16 protein-coding genes are annotated in these 20,395 nt (G+C 57.5%); 11 read left to right on the forward strand and 5 right to left on the reverse strand.

What is annotated here, in order from left to right:
* Window positions 1-41 precede the first annotated feature (41 nt).
* Complete coding sequence (locus KO499_RS04860) at window positions 42-827, forward strand: ATP-binding protein (protein ID WP_215982579.1); 786 nt, start codon at window positions 42-44, stop codon at window positions 825-827.
* Between the two features lie 6 nt (window positions 828-833).
* Here the strand turns inward: KO499_RS04860 and KO499_RS04865 are convergent, their stop codons facing one another.
* Genes KO499_RS04865 through pdsR form a run of 3 tightly spaced genes read right to left on the reverse strand, consistent with a single transcriptional unit; the run spans window position 834 to window position 4,895 of the window.
* Entirely contained in the window at window positions 834-2,141 is a 1,308-nt protein-coding gene (locus tag KO499_RS04865) for a DUF3422 family protein (protein ID WP_215982580.1), read from the reverse strand.
* Between the two features lie 18 nt (window positions 2,142-2,159).
* Window positions 2,160-4,190: an ATP-binding protein gene (locus tag KO499_RS04870; protein ID WP_215982581.1), complete on the reverse strand. Its 2,031-nt coding sequence runs from the start codon at window positions 4,188-4,190 to the stop codon at window positions 2,160-2,162.
* Between the two features lie 3 nt (window positions 4,191-4,193).
* Window positions 4,194-4,895, reverse strand: coding sequence for a proteobacterial dedicated sortase system response regulator (gene pdsR, locus KO499_RS04875; protein WP_215982582.1), 702 nt, complete (start codon window positions 4,893-4,895; stop codon window positions 4,194-4,196).
* A gap of 192 nt (window positions 4,896-5,087) precedes the next feature.
* Here pdsR and KO499_RS04880 point away from each other — a divergent pair, with 192 nt between their 5' ends.
* From KO499_RS04880 to KO499_RS04900, 5 genes are all read left to right on the forward strand, one after another.
* Complete coding sequence (locus KO499_RS04880; RefSeq protein WP_215982583.1) at window positions 5,088-7,202, forward strand: marine proteobacterial sortase target protein; 2,115 nt, start codon at window positions 5,088-5,090, stop codon at window positions 7,200-7,202.
* On the forward strand, window positions 7,199-7,786 hold the full coding sequence (locus tag KO499_RS04885; protein WP_215982584.1) for a class GN sortase: 588 nt from the start codon (window positions 7,199-7,201) through the stop codon (window positions 7,784-7,786). The genes KO499_RS04880 and KO499_RS04885 overlap by 4 nt, the downstream gene beginning before the upstream one ends.
* A gap of 48 nt (window positions 7,787-7,834) precedes the next feature.
* Window positions 7,835-8,533 carry a lysophospholipid acyltransferase family protein gene (locus KO499_RS04890; protein WP_215982585.1) on the forward strand — a complete coding sequence of 233 codons (699 nt, stop codon included), beginning with the start codon at window positions 7,835-7,837 and terminating at the stop codon, window positions 8,531-8,533.
* A gap of 95 nt (window positions 8,534-8,628) precedes the next feature.
* Entirely contained in the window at window positions 8,629-8,871 is a 243-nt protein-coding gene (locus KO499_RS04895; protein ID WP_215982586.1) for a GlsB/YeaQ/YmgE family stress response membrane protein, read from the forward strand.
* Between the two features lie 2 nt (window positions 8,872-8,873).
* The gene (locus tag KO499_RS04900; RefSeq protein WP_215982587.1) at window positions 8,874-9,284 is read left to right on the forward strand and encodes an MAPEG family protein; all 411 of its coding nucleotides are present in this window, start codon (window positions 8,874-8,876) and stop codon (window positions 9,282-9,284) included.
* Between the two features lie 64 nt (window positions 9,285-9,348).
* On the opposite strand, the gene KO499_RS04905 is transcribed toward KO499_RS04900, so the two are convergent.
* Complete coding sequence (locus tag KO499_RS04905; RefSeq protein ID WP_215982588.1) at window positions 9,349-9,789, reverse strand: OmpA family protein; 441 nt, start codon at window positions 9,787-9,789, stop codon at window positions 9,349-9,351.
* 324 nt (window positions 9,790-10,113) lie between these two features.
* On the opposite strand from KO499_RS04905, the gene KO499_RS04910 reads away from it, so the two are divergent.
* Window positions 10,114-11,562 (forward strand): rhomboid family intramembrane serine protease, encoded by a 1,449-nt coding sequence (locus KO499_RS04910; protein ID WP_215982589.1) that lies wholly within the window; start codon window positions 10,114-10,116, stop codon window positions 11,560-11,562.
* A gap of 37 nt (window positions 11,563-11,599) precedes the next feature.
* On the opposite strand, the gene KO499_RS04915 is transcribed toward KO499_RS04910, so the two are convergent.
* Complete coding sequence (locus KO499_RS04915) at window positions 11,600-13,054, reverse strand: hypothetical protein (RefSeq protein WP_215982590.1); 1,455 nt, start codon at window positions 13,052-13,054, stop codon at window positions 11,600-11,602.
* A gap of 143 nt (window positions 13,055-13,197) precedes the next feature.
* Between KO499_RS04915 and KO499_RS04920 the strand changes: the two genes are divergently transcribed.
* The 4 genes from KO499_RS04920 (at window position 13,198) to acnA (ending at window position 20,317) form a co-directional block, all read left to right on the forward strand.
* A complete protein-coding gene (locus KO499_RS04920; RefSeq protein WP_215982591.1) occupies window positions 13,198-15,021 on the forward strand; it encodes an ABC transporter ATP-binding protein in 1,824 nt (607 codons plus the stop codon).
* A gap of 173 nt (window positions 15,022-15,194) precedes the next feature.
* Entirely contained in the window at window positions 15,195-15,782 is a 588-nt protein-coding gene (locus KO499_RS04925; protein ID WP_323133321.1) for an SCO family protein, read from the forward strand.
* Window positions 15,779-17,299 carry a methyl-accepting chemotaxis protein gene (locus KO499_RS04930; protein ID WP_215982592.1) on the forward strand — a complete coding sequence of 507 codons (1,521 nt, stop codon included), beginning with the start codon at window positions 15,779-15,781 and terminating at the stop codon, window positions 17,297-17,299. The genes KO499_RS04925 and KO499_RS04930 overlap by 4 nt, the downstream gene beginning before the upstream one ends.
* A gap of 258 nt (window positions 17,300-17,557) precedes the next feature.
* A complete protein-coding gene (gene acnA, locus KO499_RS04935) occupies window positions 17,558-20,317 on the forward strand; it encodes an aconitate hydratase AcnA (protein ID WP_215982593.1) in 2,760 nt (919 codons plus the stop codon).
* Window positions 20,318-20,395: the final 78 nt, after the last annotated feature.

The raw sequence follows: 20,395 nt of genomic DNA on the forward strand, positions 1-20,395 counted from the left end.
TGTTTCACAGGCTGGCCCGGGACGGAATAGGAAAGAGGTTTATGTCTGGAACAGTATCCTTTGATTGGCAAACCATACCGGCAGCCGTCTGGCGCCGTCATCGTGCGGGTTTGAGGGCGATTCGTCGGCTCGATCCGGTCCAGTGGCAGGACCTGACGGGCATCAGCCGGCAGCAACAGGCCCTCGCCCGCAACACCGAGCGTTTTCTCGCCGGTGAACCGTCGAATAACGCGTTGCTGTGGGGTGCCCGGGGTACCGGCAAGTCGTCGCTGATCAAGGCATTGTTGAATCGATACCAGGCCAGTGGTCTGCGGATGATTGAGGTGGACAAGGACGATCTGGTGCACCTGCCGGAAATTGTCGATGAGGTCTGTGATCTGCCGTTCCGGTTCGTGATTTACTGCGATGACCTGTCGTTCGATGTGGGCGAATCGGGCTACAAGGCTCTGAAGAGCATACTTGAGGGTTCCCTCGAACTGCCGCCGGAGAACGTGCGGGTTTATGCCACGTCGAATCGCCGGCATCTGATGCCGGAGTTCATGTCCGATAACCTCAAGAGCGAGATGCGCGATGGTGAGCTGCATCCGGCTGAGGCCATTGAGGAGCAGGTTTCCCTGGCAGACCGGTTTGGCCTGCAACTGTCGTTTTATGCGTTTTCACAGGAGGTTTACCTGCAGGCGGTGGATGCGCTGTTCCCGGAGGTTGAGGATCGGGAGGGCCTGCATCGGGAGGCGATTCGCTTTGCTACGTCCAAGGGTGTCCGTAACGGCCGCACCGCCCAGCAGTTTTATCGGCAGTTTGCCGGGGAACGGGAAATGGGCGCCTAAGCGGCACTACTGCCGCTTTGCCATCTTGATGAAGTGATGGTGCACCACCCGGACCCCGAGAAAGACCAGGGCCATGACCACGGGGATGGCGAGGCCCAGAACCAGGGTTTTGTTGAAGGCGACGCCGGCTTCGTACAGCGAATCCAGTCCGAATTTCAGCAGCCCGATCAGGTAATAGGTGATGGCAACCACCGAGAAGCCTTCCACGGTGTGCTGCATCATCAGCTGGATCTTGGAGCGCCGATCCATGGAACTGAGTAATTGCTGGTTCTGGCTCTGGATGGCCAGTTCCACCCGGGTGCGCATCATGTCCGAAGCCCGATCTACCCGGCGTGACAGGTCTTCCAGCCGTTCGCTCACCGCTTCGCAGGTTTTTACCGCCGGGGTCAGTCGGCGGGTCATGAATTCGGTCAGGGTCAGGTGGCCTGAGAGTTCGTCTTCCCGGAGTTCCTCCAGGCGGGTCAGTACCAGTTGGTGGTAAGCCCGGGTTGCTGCAAAACGGAACGTGGAATGGGCCCGAAAAGCTTCAATGCGGGCGGCAATGTTGGTCAGCTGGGCCAGCAGCTTCTCTTCATCAACATCTTCATTTTCGGCCAGTGAGCGGGTGATCACGGCCAGTTTTTCGTCCATATCATTCAGGGATGGGGTGATTTCCCGGGCAACCGGCAGTGCCAGCAATGACATCAGCCGGTAGGTCTCGATCTCCATCAGTCGCTGGGTAAGTCGGCCCAGCTGGCTGTCGGACATGTGGTGGTTCATCACCATGAACCGGCCAAAGCCATCGCTGTGCAGGCGGAAGGTGCCCCACACCCGGGCGGCGCCTTCCTGGGGGCTGCTGCCCACAAGCCGCATACCTTCGAAGTGCTTGCGAACAAAGCCCAGATCGCCTTCGGTGCCGTCGGCGGCGGGGCGGACGTCCAGATGGAATGCCGCAATCACCGTTCCGGTTAATTGCTCCAGCCATCCTGCGGGCAGCGGGCTAATACCGGTTGTGGTAAAGGGAGTTTCGTCATCCACGGCAAGGTTGATAAATGTGTAGGATGCGAATTCCATGTGCATCTCGCGTCGCACGCGGAAGGTGCCAAAGGTGTGTTCAAAACAGCTCACTTCCTTTTCCGGCACCGGATGCCCCAGCAAACGATGCAGCTCCTGAAGATGCTGGAACTGCTTTTCTCGCTGCTCCGGCGTGGTGAGTACCGCCATCTGGGTGACCCGCGCCGGCGTAGGCAGCACCTGAAACGGTCGCGAATGCAGCTCGTTATAGAGGTCATTCCGTAGCGGATGGATGTCGAGGGAGTCCAGGCGTGCGCTCACGGTGGGAAGGTCCTGTTTTCAAGAATGGATGGCAGGGATGATAACTCGGAAGCTTACACCGTCAATGCCACCTTGGAAGCGATTCCTGGCTTCCACCCGGGCACCATGGTAGTCGGCAATAAGGCTGACGATCAGCAAACCCTGCCCCAGGTGGCCCTGTTCCTGTCCGTCCCGCATCGAGACAAAGGGGCTGAAGATGTCGGTTGAGGCATCTTCCGGCAGCTTTGAACCCTGGTTGAAAACCGACAGGCACAAGCCCTCTGGCGTGGCTTCCAGGCCTACCTCAATCAGCCCGTCCTCGGGTGTGAAATCCCGTGCGTTATCCACCAGTTTGTCGAGCAGTTGCACCATCAGCTCCGGGGAGCCAGTGATTGGACAGCCGGCTTCCGGCCCTGCGTAACGGATCTGATGACTGCTATCCAGTGCCTGATAGGCGCCGGTAGCTGCGCCTGCCACTTCTGCCAGATCAAACGGTTCCTTGTCGGCATGGTCCAGGCTCTGTTCCAGGCGTGCGGCTTCGCTCATGCCGTGGAGTATCTGTCGCAGACGTTCCGTGGCAGAGGTGGCGCGCTCAATGTACTGCCGGCGTTCTTCTTCCGAGTCGCTATGGCTGAGGTTCTCCAGCGATGAACGGACAACGGCAACCGGAGTCTTCAGTTCATGGGACAGACGTCGGGAAAAGCTCTCCAGATACCGGTTGTAGCCATGAAGACGATCCACCATCTGGCTGAAGTGCTGCTGAAGCTGCCCCAGCTCATCTTTGGTTCCGGAGTCCGGCACCTTGCCGGTAATCCGTCCATCCTCGTCAATACTGGCGCTGACAGCCCGCTGTAGCCGGGTAATCCGCCATGACAGCCAACTGGCATACCCGAGCAAAACCAGTGTCAGGGCAACGATGATAAGGGTGCTGCGGGCAATGACTGAACCAAGCGTGGAGCCGGAGAGGGTGAGAAGCTGGTCCAAGGACTGCTCCAGGATCAGGGTTCGGCCACCGAAGACTTTCCGGGTGGTCAGCAGCCAGACGCTGTCATCTTCGTGGCGGACCAGGCCTTCTTCGGGGATTGCTCCGATTGCTATCCGGCTGCTGCCGTTTTCGATGGTTGTCGGTTCCGGTTGGTAGAAGCGTACCAGTGCTCGAAGGGCGTTAAGACTTATCTGTTCAGTCACCTGAAGCGGGCTGAGGGTGTCAAAATCGGGTGTTGGGGCGGCCGAAGCGAATTGCTGGCTGGCGATTACCCAGCCTGCCGGTTCCACCAGGCGGACGCGCTGGCCTTCGTTCAGTCGTGGTTCAAACTGTCGTTCAAGGGCCTGGTTGCGACTGACCAGAACCGGCAGCGGGTTGGTGGAGGTGGCAACGCCGGCTGACGGTTCGTTGCCCCACAAGGCAGCAAACCCGAGCCGGCTCCGGTCTGCGGGCATCGGCATCTTCAGTTCCAGTTGCCAGCCTTCTACGGTGCCATGCATGAAAGAGGAAACACGGTAATCCGGCTGCATGGTTGATTCATCCAGACCATACAGTTGGCCGGGCGCTGGCGTGCGTAACAGCCAGGATCTCGGCTTTGCGTCGGGGCCAAGGGTCCCGGAGGGCGGTTCGAGCCACATCCGGAGGCGGTCGTGGGGCTGCTCGGGGCTTCCCGGGTTGAAGTAAACCGGTTTGCGCTGGCTGATACGAATGAACAGATACAGATAGCGCCGGTCACTGATTGCCTGCCACGTCAGAGTGGGTTCTCCGGCGTCAGAGCCGGTACGGCCTTGCCCGCTCCAGGACTGATTTTCCTGGTCGTAGCCGGGCCAGTCGGCGTCGTAGCCGTCCAGATTCAGGCCGCCGGTGAGGGGTTCAACATAAATGGCTGGCTCATCTGGCCCTATAACAGGCTTGCCGATGATCATGTCGCCGGCGGCTTCGGCGAGTCTGCCGGCCTGGGCCTGCAGTTGCAGCCGGGCCTGTTGCCGGAGGGCATCGTCCAGCTCCAGGACAAATTGCAAACCTGCCCAGGGGATCAGCAGCATCAGCAGGCTGGCAACAAACAACTGGCGTTTCAGGCTCAAGTCTCAGACCTCACGGGCATTCCAGCGGTAACCCATGCCATAGGCGGTCTGGATACCATCAAAGGATTCGTCCAGCTGCAGGAACTTTCGCCGGATACGTTTGATATGGGAAGTAACCGTGTTGTCGTCCAGCACGGTGCTCGCCGATTCCATCAATTGTTCCCGGCTGCGCACATGGCCCGGATGCTGCACCAGTGAATGCAACATCCAGAACTCGGTGACGGTCAGGTCAATGGGTGTCTGTTCCCAGGCGACCGTCATGCGATCAACATTGAGGGAAAGCTTGCCCCGCTGGAGAACTTCATCCGGCTTCTGAAGAGCTTCGGCCCAGGCATCAGCCCGTCTGAGCAGGGCGGTGACACGGGCCAGAAGGTGGTCCAGGCTCATGTCCTTGGTGACGTAGTCGTCGGCGCCCAGGCGCAGGCCGTGGACGGAATCGATATCGCTGTCACGGGCGGTCAGGAAGATGATCGGCAGGGTCTGTGACAGTGACCGAAGATCCTGGCACAAGGCAAAGCCGCCTTCCGGTTCGTCGCCCAGGCCCACGTCGATAATGGCCAGGTCTGGTAATGACTGACGGAGCACCTGCCAGGCAGACGACCGGTCAGCATGCGCGGTTACCCGATATCCGCGGCGTTCAAACGCCGCGCGGTAGTTGTCGCGGATGGCGGGTTCATCCTCGATCAGTACAACGTGTTTCTTCATGGTAGCGGCTGCTTCCCCTTGCCGGTGAGTGCCTATTTAAGCACGGCAGGTGTTGATGACAAGGGAGAAAGTCTCTGTTGCCATAATTCATCATTTTTTGATGGGTGGTTTGTCGCTTTCTGCCATGGGAGTTCCTTTCCGGATTGCTGAAATGGCGTTTTCGCACAGTCATGCAGTCAAAAGGATGCTCTCATGATTATTTCCAGTTCTCCATTACGGCTATACACACCGGCTACTGTTTCCAGACGCCAGAGATTCCGGTTCAAACGCTTGCTGGAGGGGGTAAGCCTCTGGCTTACGGTGTTGTTGATGTTGTTTGTTCACCCACTCTATGCCGAAGCGGATGAAGCGGACCACGTCGGTCAGTTGCACTTTGTGGACGGCCAGGGTGTGTGGCAGGAGCCAGCACTGGTACTGGACAGTGACTTTGACATAAAAATCAGCGGATTGATTGCTGACAGTCGCCTGTTGCGCAGTTTTCGGAATACCAGCGATCAGTGGCGGGAAGGGGTCTTTGTGTTTCCGTTACCGGAGAAAGCCAGTGTTTATGGTCTCACCATGAAGGTGGGGGAGCGGACCATAGAGGGCGAGGTGCAGCCTAAAAAGCAGGCCCGGCGAACTTATGAAAAAGCCAGGGAAGCCGGGCAGCATGCGGCGAATGTGGAGCAACAGCGACCGAATCTGTTTACCGCCCGGGTTGCCAATATTCCTCCGGGAGAAACGGTCTCGGTGGAGCTGAAGTACCAGCAACCGGTGCAGTATCAGGCGGGCGTTTTCGAGCTCACTCTTCCAACCACGCTCACGCCGCGTTATATGCCGGGAACGCCGGTCAGATCGGCACCAGACCAGTGGCAGGGTGGTTGGGCTGTACCGACCACCGAAGTTCCTGATGCCGGTGCTATCAGCCCGTTTACAGTCAACCCTGGCGATGTGTCAGCGGACAGCCATCGGGCGTCGATCAGTCTGGTCATTGATTCCGGGTTGCCGTTGGAGAGCGTCTCCAGCCCGTCACATCGCCTGACTACCAGTCAGGATGGTCAGACGTTCAGAGTTCGTCCGGATGGCGGTGAGATCCTAATGGACCGGGATTTTGTGGTGCGCTGGCGTCCGGTTTCCGGGGTCGAGCCTTCCGCGGCGGTTTTTCATCAGTCCTGGTTGGGCGAGGACTATCTGATGGCCATGCTGATGCCGGGTGAGGAGGGGACCATGGCGCTGCCACGGGATCTGATCTTCGTGATCGACACCTCCGGTTCAATGGCGGGTGAATCGATTCGCCAGGCTCGCAGCGCGCTTAAGGCCGGTCTTGAGACGCTGACACCGGCGGACAGGTTCAATGTGATTCAGTTTAACAGCCAGACGTATTCGCTGTTCGTGCAGCCTGAAGTGGCGACCGGGAACAATCTTGCCCGGGCCCGACAATACGTTGACCGTCTCCAGGCCGATGGTGGAACGGAAATGGCGCCAGCTCTGTCACTGGCCTTAAACGGCCCAACCGAGACGGACGACGGGGCGCGGGTGCGCCAGGTGATCTTTATTACCGATGGCGCAGTGGGTAACGAGGCGGCCCTGTTTCAACAGATTCGTCAGCAGTTAGGCAATAAACGCTTGTTTACCGTGGGCATCGGTTCTGCGCCGAATCGCCATTTCATGCGTGAGGCAGCCCGTTGGGGACGGGGTAGCTACACGGCCATCCAGTCGCCTGCAGATGTTGACGGCCCGCTGCAGGCGTTGTTTTCGGCCATGGAGTCGCCGGTGCTCACGGATATCCGGGTCAACTGGCCGGGGCAGGAGGCGGGTATTGAGTCGTTCCCGCGGCGTCCGGGAGATCTGTTTCAGGGTGAGCCTTTGATGTTTGTTGCCCGGGGCGTCACGGCTACCGGTGAACTGAAGGTTTCGGGGCGCCTGCCCGGTGGAAAGGACTGGAGCTGGACGCTGGATCTGCAGCAGGCTGCTTCCGCAACAGGGCTTCATCGGCATTGGGCCAGAGAGAAGATCGACACTCTGGAGGATGAAGCGAAAGTAACGGGTCGGGAACCAGACAAGGCCGGTATCACCGAGTTGGCAGTCAACCATGGGCTGATGTCGGCTTACACCAGTTTTGTCGCCGTGGAATCCACTCCCGTCCGTAGCGTGGATACGCCAATGGCATCGGATAACCTGCCCACCTTGCTGCCAGCGGGGAGTCAGGCCGGCATGCTGCGATATCCGCAGACGGCAACGTCGGCGCCGCTGTTGATTGCGCTCGGGCTGGTTGGGTTGATGTTTTCGCTTGCCCTTGTGCTGCTGCAGCGGAGGACGTTCTCATGAGAAGGTTGCTGCTTTTGCTCTTTTCCAGCTCTGCTACCTTGTTGGTATTCGGATTATGGATTCCTCTCAAGGCGGCGATTGCCCAGGAATTACTGGAGCTCGCCTGGGCGGAGAGCCAGGCCCGGCAAACCGAGTCGCGGCCCTGGCCGTGGGCAGATACCTGGCCGGTGGCCCGTCTTGCCATTCCGGAGCTTAACGATTCAATGATCGTCCTGGCCGATACCCACGGCGAAAGCCTGGCCTTCGGTCCGGGTCGCCTGGCCGGGGGCGGGCGTGGCGGAGCCGTGATCATTGCCGGGCATCGGGATACGCATTTCCGGGGCCTGAAAGCGCTGGAAGCCGGCAATGAGGTTCGCCTGCAAGGCCGGGATGGCCGATGGCAAGAGTATCGCGTTGAGGGTATCCGGGTAGTTGACAGCCGGGCAGAGCTGATTGACACACAGCGGTTGCCGGACGGAACCCTGCTACTCGTGACCTGTTACCCGTTTGACAGCGTTGATGCGGGTGGACCGCTTCGGTACGTGGTTACGGCCTCGGCAAAGGGCAAGCAGTGGGAAAAAATAGACACTGTTGCCGGGATATAAGGTTGGCGTACACTTGTGCGCCATAATTTGGCTGCAGAGTTTGGTTGCATGGGTGTTATTAGAAAATTGATGGCGTGGCTGAGTGTGCCGATCATCTGCCTGTTTGCGCTGGTGTTCTATGTGGCAAGGCCGTTCAATCCGGACAACAACCGTTTTCTCGGGTGTTCCGTGGCGCGTTTCGGACGGGCTGTTCTGGGTATGGATCGGCCACTTGAGGGCTGGGACAACCTGCCACAGGATCGGCCGACGGTGGTCATTGCCAACCACCAGCACAATGATGACCTTTTCGTGATGGGAGACCTGCTGCCGCCGCGCACCGTGACCGTTGGTAAATCGGCACTGGTGTGGGTGCCTTTTTTTGGCCAGGTGTTCTGGCTCGGTGGCAACGTTATCCTCAATCGCGGGCGCTCTCACAAAGCTGTTGCGGTCATGCAGGCCACAAGCAGTGCTATCGCCCGTGATCGGAAGAGTCTCTGGATCTTCCCCGAGGGTACCCGCAGCAAGGGTCGTGGCCTGCAGAAGTTCAAGAAAGGCGCCTTTCACGCAGCGGTGGCATCCGGAGCACCGATCACCATGGTCTGTGTTCAGGAATATGCTGATGAAGCCAAGGGCTGGAGTGGTCGCCGCGAGTCTGTGGCCATCAGGGTGTTGCCACCCGTCGAAACTGAAGGCCTGACGGTTGAGGATATTCCGGAATTGATGTCCCGGTGCCATCGGGACATGGCGGAGACGATTGCAACACTGTGATCGGCTCGTCTGGAAGTGCTTGAAGCACCACTGGAAACAGGGCAGTCTTGCGTGACTGATCGTTTCGTTCAAGCATCCTCAGGGAGAGGCAAAAGATGAACCTGATTCTGTTTCTGATTATAGGCGGTGTGGCGGGCTGGCTCGCAGGTTTGATTATGAAGGGCCGTGGCTTTGGCGTCCTGGCCAATATCGGTATTGGGATTGTCGGCTCGATTGTCGGCGGTTTCGTGTTTCGGTTGCTGGGTCTGGCAGCCCAGGGTGCGGTAGGTGAATTGGTGACCGCAACCGTGGGTGCTGTGTTACTCCTCGCTATTGTAAGTGCAATCAAGAAGGCCTGAGCATGATCCTACCCGTAACCGGAGTATTTGCTGCCGTCATCGGCATTTTGTTGTTGGTGTTGTCGGTTCAGGTCGTCAAGTTTCGCCTGAAATATAGAAAAGGCCTGGGCGTCACCGATGACCAGGACTTCGAGGCGGCGGTTCGGGCTCATGCCAATCTGGTGGAATATGCGCCCATTGGCCTGATCATGCTCGCGATAGCCGAGCTTAATGGTGTCGCCAGTGGTCTGATCTACTGGACCGGAATGGCGCTGGTGGTTGGCCGAATTCTGCATGCGTTCGGGATGATCAAAGGTCGCGGCGGCCCCCATAAAGCCAGAATGATCGGTATCCTGCTGACCTGGCTGGCTATTCTGGTGGCTGCGTTGTTGCTGCTGTGGAATGTCTGGCAGGTTTATGGCCGAGTGGGGTGACAAGGCCTGAGGTGTAGGAATATGAGGAAGAGGGGGCGTGCCCCCTTTTCTGTAAGCCGTTGCTTCAAAGTGCCCGGGCGACGTCCAGTGTCAGGTATTCCAGTTCAACGCGGCGATTGGCAGCTCGGTCTTCTTGTCTGGTCAGTGGGCGGGCAGAGCCCCAGCAGGTTATGAGCAGGCGAGATTCAGGCACACCTTCCTTCATAAGGACCCGCGCAACCGCATTGGCCCTGAGCCGGGAAAGGAACTGGTTGTAGCCTTCAGAGCCGAAATTGTCCGAGTGGCCATGAATTCTGACTGTGACTGAAGGTGACTGGGTTAAATAGAGGGCATGCTGTTTCAGGAAAGCCATGTCGTCGTCATTCAGCGAATGCTGGTTGAAGCCGTAGTGGAACTTCATCCGGTGTGGCTTTTTTACCGTGGCTTCAAGAGTTGCCGCGGAGTAGCCGGCGGCAATGGCTGCCCTGGCGATCAGCTCGGGGTTGTCCAGTATGAGTGTGGTCATCTGCAGAATCCTTGTTTCGCTATCCGGTTTTTCTTGTTATTCCTGGTTACTATTGGCTGGCGCAGGAATAACGGCAATTGGCGAAAGGTCGATACGTGTCCGGGCACAGTCCTTCGATGGAAGCGATTAAATGTCATTTGTGTGACGCCCTAATGACATTCGGGCCGGTTATTGGGCCTTTGCCTGCACCTACGGTGTGTGCCACGTTTGCGGGATGGACCCGCAATGACCTGTGTGCCGGATTTCATTTGAGCGCGAAAAGAAGGCGCCGCTGTGGTAAAAAGCAGATTCTCAGGGACAGATTATGATGAATTGTGACCGCCCATGCTGATTATTCCCGCCGAAAACGCCATCAACTGGAAACGCCCGCCATGGGTTACCCTTGGCCTGATCATGGCCTGTCTGCTGGTGTTCCTGTTCTATCAGGGGGGTGACAGCCGCAAGCTTGAGCAAGCCGTTGAACACTATCTGGAGGTCGATCTCCATGAGCTTGAGGCGCCAGCCTACGAGGATTACCTGCAACGGCAGATTCAATTCGGGGGGGAAGAAGGCCGGATACACGAACTCCAGCAGTTCCAGCAGCTCCGGGAGGAAAATGAGAACTTCTGGCTGGCCATCAATCTGTTGATGGACCGGGAGTTTTACCAGTACCTCGTCCTGAATCAAGATGTTATCTGGGCTCCTGCGGAACGTGCCCACTGGCGCGAGTATCGGAGCGTCATCGAACAGGACTACCTCCAGAAACTGAGCGCAAACCAGCTTGGTCTGATACCTGCTGATCTGTCACTGTCCACCCTGATTACTTACCAGTTCCTTCATGGCGGCTGGGGCCACATCATCGGCAACCTGGTGTTTCTGTTCCTGCTCGGGTTTACGGTTGAGAAAGCCCTGGGCCCTGGTCGGTTCCTGATTGCCTATCTGGTGTGCGGGGCGTTGTCAGGGTTGGTCTTTACGGCCTTCTCCTCTGGCAGCCACATTCCCCTGGTGGGAGCCTCGGGTTCGATCTCCGGTCTGATGGGCATGTACGTGGCGATTTATGGGCTGCAGAAGATCCGGTTTTTCTTTTTTCTCGGAGTTTATTTCAATTACTTCCGTGCGCCCGCCCTTGCCATCCTGCCGGTATGGCTTGGCAAGGAAATCTACGATTACTGGTTTGCTGGCGCCACCGGCGTCGCCTACATGGCCCATGCGGGTGGCCTTATAGCCGGTGCCGGTCTGGTCTGGCTGCTTGGCAAAAGCTGGCTCCAGGTGCGGGAGGAGTTCTTCGAGCCGGAGGAAGATGAGCAGGACGCGCGTTTTACCTCTGGCTACGCCCAGGCCATGGCGAGCCTTGGGCGGATGGAATTTGACCTGGCCCGCCGACAGTTTGAGGCCCTGCGCGAGCATTATCCCGACCGGCATATCCTGCTCGAGCATCTTTACCATTTGGCAAAACTGCGACCGGATCTGCCCCAGTACCGCGACCTTGCCAGAGAGTTGATGAACGATACACTGAGCCGGCGGCAGCCGGAGCAGATGATTGGCATCTGGCAGGAATACCTCAGCAAGGGTGAGAGTCACCAGCCACTGGCAGCGGAAGACCATAACCGAGTCCTGTTCCTCAGTCTGAAACAGCACGATCTCAAAGCCGCTGAAAAAGCCTTCGAGCGGATCAGAAGCACGGGGAATGACGTGCTGACAGCAGAGGCCTGTCGGTTACTGGCAGAAGAGTTTGAAAAGCTACAGATGACGCCGAAAGCACTTCACTATCGCCAGCTTCTGCAAGCCGGTTAGTGCCGGGAGGGCAAGGAAGCCCCTCCCATGCGCTGCCTCAGTCCTGTACGGAAAACGTTGCTTTTGGTCCCTTCAGGGGCTCTTTATTCCGGGCCTGTTCGAGATAAGTCGTCATCTGATCATGCTGCGGGTGACTCTCGCAGTTTTTCTGGATAAACGTCAGGTAGGCTGTCGCCTTTTCCCACTGGGATAAACCATTTGCGAGGGTTTGTGCCACCAGCAGGTAGGCGGGTAGCAGCTGTTCGTTGTCCGGGAATCGCTTGTGAAAATCCTGCAGCAGCCGAAGAGCGGGTTTGAACAGGTTTTTGTTGTACAACGAGCGGGCGCAACGCACGGTCAACTCGGGATCCTCGACTTTGAAGTCGGGTTCTGCCTGCTGGAGCGTTTTCAACAGCCCGGCGATGCCTTCGCCGTCGTTGTGATCGGCCAGCCAACCCAGCATACGCGGATGGTACCGGTAGAGTTCTTCAACGTCCTGGCGGGCCGTGGTGAGCTGGTAAAGCTGGCCGATTCGCACGGGGTTGTCCCTGTCCCGCTTCAGCGCTTCCTTGAGCATACCCATGACCCGGTCGTAGTTACCATCTTTCAGGTTCATGTCGATGTCTGCATCGAAGCGGCTGGTGCGGTCCCGTTGGTGCGTGTCCTGGTCAGCAATATCGTCCTGGATGTCGGAGGCGAATCCGAGTTCTTCCTGATACTGGAACAACAGGTAGCCGAGCATGTGGAACAGAATCAGTGTGAAGGTACTGTTGAGGAAACCGGCCAGGGGCTGGGCCACCCACATGGGAAAGTGATTGACGGCAAAGTCCTGGGCGGCGCCGGAGGCGAGGGTCAGCAGAATCAGGTAGCCATAGAGCAGGAAGTAAGGCGTGCCGATTCTGGATATCAGCAGGGCCAGATTCATCGGATTCACTGCCGCGCCGACCGAGCGCTCCATGGCCAGAACCATGATGCTGGCGGGCAGTGCCAGAACCACGAATGCCAGGGCCAGTAGCATGAGAATCGAGCCGCCGAGCATGGCCGCGGTGCCAACCAGCCCGCCCATCAGCACGAACACCAGCAGCTGGAGTACGACAATATTAAAGCCGCTGCCGGTGAACGCAACGGATACGGCCGGTGGCTTCAGGTGGCCTTCCGCCGTGTGATTGATGACGGCGTAAGTGTATTTGAACAGGGCGAGCGCCAGTAACAGCCAGATCACAATACCGATCAGATTGGCCGGCGCAACAACGGGCACCAGGGTGCAGATGGCAATAACAATCAGAGGATCGGTGTGAAATGGGTAGCGGAAAAAGGCACCCAGCCTCTGCCAGAAGGGGATGACCTCCGTGGCGGCACCAAGGTATCGCATGGCTTTGCTGCAATGCGGGCACAGGGCTCGTCGCTGCCGGGTATCGGCATCAGGCATGCAGCGATTACAGTAGTGAATCTGGCACTCCCCGCAGTGCCATTTGGCGGATTCGCCTGGATGATAGTGGCAATCGTGTTTCACTGGTGCTTTTGTCCTGGTCCATCAGAAATTCGTTGGTTCATGATGACAGATGTCGGTTTTGATCGCAGCAAATCAGTTAACAGGTAGACTATTGTCAGTTCCCGGGCGTATTCAGCCCGACAAGGTTTCTATCCGGAGGTTGCTTGGAACACACGCATAACAGTGTAACCGGTCTCGACACCGCTGAAACCCGACAGCGATACAGCTGGCGGGATATTTTTTCGCTTGCGCTGAAGCATAGGCCGAGACTGGTGCGTGCCAACCTGCTGGCCATTATGGCCACCATCATGAGTGTTCCTGTTCCACTGTTACTGCCGGTACTGGTGGATGAAGTGCTGCTGGGTGAATCAGGCCCGGTGTTGCCGGTCATGAACTCGATTCTGTCAGAGAGCTGGCAAACGCCGGTGGCCTACATCGGCCTGATGGTTCTGGCCGCCTTTTTGCTCCGCGTAGCGGCGTTGTTGTTTAACGTCTTGCAGTCCCGGGAGTTTTCCAAAGTCTCGAAGGATGTGGTGTTCCGTATCCGGTCCCGGCTGCTGGGGCGTTTGCAGCGGGTCGCCATGTCCGAATACGAAACCAGGGGGTCCGGCGGGATCAGCAGCCATTTTATTACCGATCTGGACACGGTTGACCAGTTTCTCGGCACGACCATCAGCCGGTTCCTGGTGGCCACTCTTACGGTGCTCGGCACGGCAATAATTCTGCTTTGGGTGCACTGGCAGCTGGCGCTGTTGATTCTGCTCTTCAATCCACTGGTGATCTTCGCCACGATTCTGATCGGCAAGCGGGTCAAGGAACTGAAACACCGGGAAAACAGCGCGTACGAAGAGTTCCAGGGTGATCTTACTGAGACGCTGGATGCCATTCATCAGTTGCGTGCGGCCAACCGGGAAAAGCATTACCTGCGCCAGTTGATCGACCGTGCCCGCAACGTGCGAGATCATGCCATTCAGTTTGAATGGCGCAGTGATGCGGCCAGCAGGGCCAGTTTTGCCCTGTTCCAGTTTGGTGTCGACGCGTTCCGCGCTGCGGCCATGATCACTGTTTTATTCAGTGATCTCAGTATCGGCATGATGTTCGCCATTTTCGGCTATCTCTGGTTCATGCTGACGCCGGTTCAGGAAATGCTGAACATGCAGTACGCCTGGTTTGCGGCTAATGCGGCTCTTGGGCGTATCAACCGTCTGCTGGACCTGGAAGAAGAACCTCGATACCCGGCGCTGGAAAATCCCTTCCAGGACCGCCACACCGTGGGGCTGACCCTCAGGGACATTCATTTCGGTTATGGGGAAGAGGCCGTGCTCAGGGGCATCAACCTGGACCTTGCACCCGGAGAAAAGGTAGCGCTGGTGGGCGCCAGTGGCGGCGGCAAATCCACTTTGATACAGGTGATTCTGGGCCTGTATACACCTCAACAGGGTGACGTGCTGATTGATGGTGTGCCGGTTCAGCGAATCGGGTTGCCGTGTCTTCGCGAGCATGTGGCGACGGTGCTCCAGCACCCGGCGCTGTTCAATGACACGGTGCGCCAGAACCTGACTCTGGGCCGTAGCCAGCCTGATGCGAAACTCTGGGATGCGTTACGGATTGCCCAGCTGGACAGCACGGTGGGGGCCCTGCCTCGGCAGCTCGACACCGTGATTGGCCGGCAGGGTGTTCGCTTGTCTGGCGGCCAGCGTCAACGGCTCGCCATTGCCCGGATGATCCTGTCGGATCCATCGGTGGTCATTCTGGACGAGGCGACATCAGCCCTGGATGCCGAAACGGAGTTCCTGTTGCACCGGGACCTTCAAGCGTTTCTCAAGCAGCGTACCACCCTCATCATTGCCCATCGCCTCAGTGCCGTTAAACAGGCAGACAGAGCCTGTGTTTTTGAAGACGGCAGAATTATAGAGGAAGGTCACCACGACGAACTGATCGCCAGAGAAGGGTTATACGCCCAGCTCTACGGCGAGCGTCAGATGTAGCTCACCTCCGTAAACTTTACTTTTTATTACAGCAAATAATGATCCGTCGCACTTGATGACCGTATTGGTTCGTCAGAGCAGTTCATTTCTGCCCTCCGTCTGCCCAAGAGGTGGTTCTGTTCCTGACCCGGTTTCGTTGATGAAGCCGTGTCGATGTTCGATGAGTGAAGACTGTGCATAAAAAAACGACCGCGATCCTGCTTTTTACGCTGGCTTTTCTGTTGGGGGTGGCGCTTCCTGTGATGCCCTCATTGCTGAACAGCAGTGGTTTTTATGGTTTGGCAATTGATGAACCAGGTGCGCCTGTCAGGGGTTACCAGCCTCCTGCGGGGGGACTTGTTATCCTGTTTTTTGGCTATCGGCAGTGCGGAACCGTTTGCCCGGTGCAACTGGTTAATCTGATGGACCTAAGCCAACGCCTGGCAGATGCGAATGTCGAGTTCTTGTTTATCACCCTTGATCCTGAAAACGATACCCCGGAATTGATGGAACAGACTGCCCAGGGACTTGGAGCCGCGTTCCGGACCTACCGACCTGAAAGCCATCTCGCAGCCCGCCGACTGGCGTCGGCCTACAACGACGTTGCCATCAAACAGGGAAGCACATCGGAAAACCTGATTGCCCACAGCGCCGGGTTGCATGTGGTGACTTCTGATTTTCGAAGAAGGCTGGTGTACACCACACCGGACCTGAACCTTGAACTGGTTGAGCAGGATCTTCGACGCTTACTTGAAAACAACGAGAGTGGACGTTCGTCATGACGGCAGCAATCGGTACCCAGTCGTATGAAATTGAAATCCGGGAACGCACCGATCGGCAGATGCTGATGATTCTCCTGGCCCATGTTCCTGTGGTCGGTCTGCTGGTGCCTATGGGGTATGGCACAACAACCTTTGCTCTGGTGGCGTCTCTGCTGGTAGGTGGTCTTGCGACAGCAGGCTTTTTTACCCTGCGCGCTACACGAGCTCTGTCTGCGCTGTTCGCAGTCTGTCTGATGCTGTTTTCGGCCATTATGATTCAGGCGCAGATGGGCCGGATCGAGATGCATTTCCACATTTTTGCCGCGCTTGCCCTGGTGATCATCTACCGTGACTGGTTACCGGTGGCCGTAGCGGCGACAACCATCGCCGTTCATCACCTGGTGTTAACCGGCCTGCAGCTGAGTGGATCATCCCTTGGCAGCATGTCTTTGATGATCTTCAATTATGATTGCAGTTGGTCTATCACCTTTCTGCATGCTGCGTTCGTGGTATTCGAGGCCGTTATTCTTGTGTTCTTTGCGATCCGGATGGGGGCGGAGCAGAAACAATCCATTCAGATTATCGAGATTATCCGGGCGTTCGACAGTCACAACGACCTCACCGTCCGTCTCGATGGCGCCGACAAGAGTGTTACCGCCGGCTCGTTCAACAACATGTTGGAGCGGTTCGTTGAGTTGATCTCCAGGCTCAGGGAACTGTCGGCTCAACTCAACTCGGACGCCGACGACATGACCAGCGTCAGCGATACCACGACCCGGATTGCCAATGATCAGCAGGTTCAGACGGATCAGGCGGCAGCGGCCACCAACGAAATGTCGGCCAGCATACAGGAGGTGGCCAGCAACGCTCAGTTGGCTTCCGACGCAGCGCGCAATGCTTCGGCAGCTGCAACCCGGGGCGGCCAGGCAATGGGGAATGCATCAACGCTGACAGAGGCGACTGACGAGGCGCTAGAAAGCAGCGCCCACAGAGTTGACGAACTGAGCGAAAAGATCGAATCCATATCGACAGTGGTGGGCTCGATCAACGCCATCTCCGAACAGACCAATCTGTTGGCTCTGAACGCAGCCATCGAAGCGGCGAGGGCGGGCGAACATGGTCGCGGGTTCTCGGTCGTGGCCGATGAGGTCAGGGCGCTGTCCTTGCGAACCCAGGAGTTTACGGATCAGATTCGCGCCACGGTCAGCGAGCTGGGCGAGATCTCTGACGCCACCAAAGCGTCCATGGCGATGGGTCGCAGTCGGTCCGCTGAATCCACCAGGGCCATGCGTGAAACTGCACAGGCCATGGGCGAGGTGGAAGCGGCGATCAATGACGTGTCCAGGATGAACGACCAGATTGCCTCAGCCTCGGAAGAGCAGGCCGCAACATCTCTCCAGATGAATGAAAACATCCATTCCATTGCCAACCGCAACAACGATGTCGTGTCTGAGGCGGAGCGGGTCAGGACCATGGCAGCCGAGCTTGAGGCTATCACCGAAAAACTGGATGAACTGGTCAGACTTTATCGCATCTAACCCCCTCAAAGAGCTGAGGTTGGAGAGCCTGCGAGCGCTCCGACCTTGGTCTGATATTCACGGCGCTGATGCCGAACATTCATCAGCATGCGGTTGAACTCTCATTAATTGCTGCAATAGTTAAAGGTGACGTCCTGCTGTGGAGTCCTTTCATCAGGCTATGGTCCGTTATGGCATTGCTTCCGGTCTATACGCTGCTGAAAGGGCTTCGAAAGAGCCTTCCGGAACACTCGGATAACGACGAAAAGGAGGCAACAAATGTCTAGTGACAGTCTCAGCAAAGACAGCCTGAATACCCTTTCCAGCCTTGATGCTGGCGGTAAAACCTTTCACTACTACAGCCTTCCCAAGGCTGCGAATACCCTGGGCGATCTCAACCGCTTGCCGTTCTCACTCAAGGTTCTGATGGAGAACCTGCTGCGCAACGAAGACGGCACAACGGTAGACAGGAGCCACATTGATGCCATGGTTCAGTGGCTGAAGGATCGTAGTTCTGATACCGAAATCCAGTTCCGTCCAGCGCGGGTCCTTATGCAGGATTTCACCGGTGTGCCCGGCGTTGTCGATCTGGCGGCGATGCGTGAGGCGGTCAAGGCGGCGGGTAAGGATCCGGCAATGATCAACCCGTTGTCACCTGTGGATCTGGTGATTGACCACTCGGTGATGGTCGACAAGTTTGGTGATGAATCGGCGTTCAAAGACAACGTGGCCATCGAAATGGAACGCAACCAGGAGCGTTATGAATTTCTGCGCTGGGGGCAGCAGGCCTTTGATAATTTCCGTGTCGTGCCGCCGGGTACCGGTATCTGTCACCAGGTAAATCTGGAGTACCTGGGCAAGACCGTCTGGCAGAAAGATCAGGAAGGCAAGACCATTGCCTATCCGGACACTCTGGTTGGCACCGATTCTCACACCACCATGATTAATGGGCTTGGCATTCTTGGCTGGGGTGTCGGCGGTATTGAAGCTGAAGCGGGCATGCTGGGCCAGCCGGTGTCCATGCTGATTCCGGAAGTGGTGGGCTTCAAGGTGACCGGCAAGCTACGTGAGGGTATTACCGCGACCGATCTGGTGCTTACTGTCACCGAGATGCTGCGCAAGAAAGGTGTGGTCGGCAAATTCGTGGAATTCTACGGCGATGGCCTCAAAGACATGCCGGTGGCCGATCGCGCCACCATCGCGAATATGGCGCCGGAATATGGCGCAACCTGCGGGTTTTTCCCGGTGGATGAGCAGACCATCAAGTACATGCGCCTGACCGGCCGTGACGAAGAACAGCTTGAGCTGGTAGAAGCCTATGCCAGGGCTCAGGGATTGTGGCGTGAACCCGGCCACGAGCCGGTCTATACCGATAGCCTGGAACTCGACATGGGCGAAGTGGAAGCGAGTCTCGCCGGACCCAAGCGTCCACAGGACCGGGTAGCCCTGAAAAACATGAAGTCTTCTTTCGAGCTGCTGATGGAAACCGCCGAGGGGCCTGCTGAAAACCGAGAGGCCAAGCTGGAATCTGAAGGTGGTCAGACCGCTGTAGGCGTCGACAACAGCTACGAACACCGTGCCAGTCAACCCCTGGAGATGAACGGAGAAAAAAGCCGGCTGGATCCGGGGGCCGTGGTGATTGCAGCCATTACGTCCTGCACCAACACATCCAACCCCAGTGTAATGATGGCTGCGGGTCTGATTGCCCAGAAAGCCGTTGCGAAGGGCCTGAGAACCAAACCCTGGGTGAAGACCTCGCTGGCGCCGGGCTCCAAGGTGGTTACCGATTACCTGAAAGTTGGTGGCTTCCAGGATGATCTGGACACACTCGGGTTTAACCTGGTGGGATACGGGTGTACTACCTGTATTGGCAACTCGGGTCCGCTTCCGGATGCGGTGGAAAAAGCCATCAGCGATGGGGATCTGACCGTGGCCTCTGTGCTCTCCGGCAACCGTAACTTCGAGGGCCGGGTGCATCCAATGGTAAAAACCAATTGGCTGGCCTCGCCGCCTCTGGTGGTTGCCTATGCGCTGGCGGGGAACGTTCGTCTGGATCTCTCCAGGGATCCGCTGGGCGAAGACACGGATGGTAACCCGGTGTATCTGAAGGATCTCTGGCCCAGCCAGCAGGAAATTGCTGACGCCGTAGAGAAAGTGAAAACAGGTATGTTCCGCAAGGAGTATGCGGAAGTCTTTGATGGGGACGCTATCTGGAAGTCTATCGAGGTTCCCGAAAGCAAGGTGTACGAATGGTCCGACAATTCCACGTACATCCAGCATCCGCCGTTTTTTGACGGCATGGGTGAAGAGCCTGATGCCATCGAGGACATCAGGGATGCCAGAATCCTGGCACTGCTGGGCGATTCAGTAACCACTGATCACATCTCTCCGGCGGGTTCTTTCAAGCCGGATACCCCTGCCGGTAAATACCTCCAGGAGCATGGTGTTGAGCCGAAAGACTTTAACTCCTATGGCTCCCGGCGGGGTAATCACGAAGTGATGATGCGTGGCACCTTTGCCAACGTCCGCATCAAGAACGAGATGCTGGACGGAGTGGAGGGTGGTTTCACCCGGTTCGTACCCACTGGTGAGCAGATGGCCATCTACGATGCCGCCATGAAGTACCAGGCGCAGGGCACGCCATTGGTGGTCATTGCCGGTAAGGAATACGGCACCGGATCAAGCCGTGACTGGGCGGCCAAAGGCACCCGATTGCTGGGTGTGAGAGCCGTGGTGGCTGAATCCTATGAACGCATCCACCGCTCAAACCTTATCGGGATGGGTGTGATGCCACTGCAGTTCCCGGAAGGCACGGATCGCAAGAGCCTGAAACTGACCGGTGAGGAAACCATCAGCATCGAAGGTCTGTCCGGCGAGATCAAACCAGGTCAGACACTGACCATGACGGTGAAATACAAGGACGGTTCGACACAGAGCTGTGAGCTGAGGTCCCGGATTGATACTGCCAACGAGGCCGTTTACTTCAAGCACGGTGGCATTCTCCACTACGTTGTGAGAGAGATGCTGCGTACTGCCTGATGGTCTGGGGTGAGTCCGGCATAGCGGTCTGCCGACATGCCGGACTCACCCGCAACGCAAGATTCGGCCCCCATGCCT

Source organism: Marinobacter sp. F3R08 (genome assembly GCF_018860425.1).
Lineage (GTDB): Bacteria > Pseudomonadota > Gammaproteobacteria > Pseudomonadales > Oleiphilaceae > Marinobacter.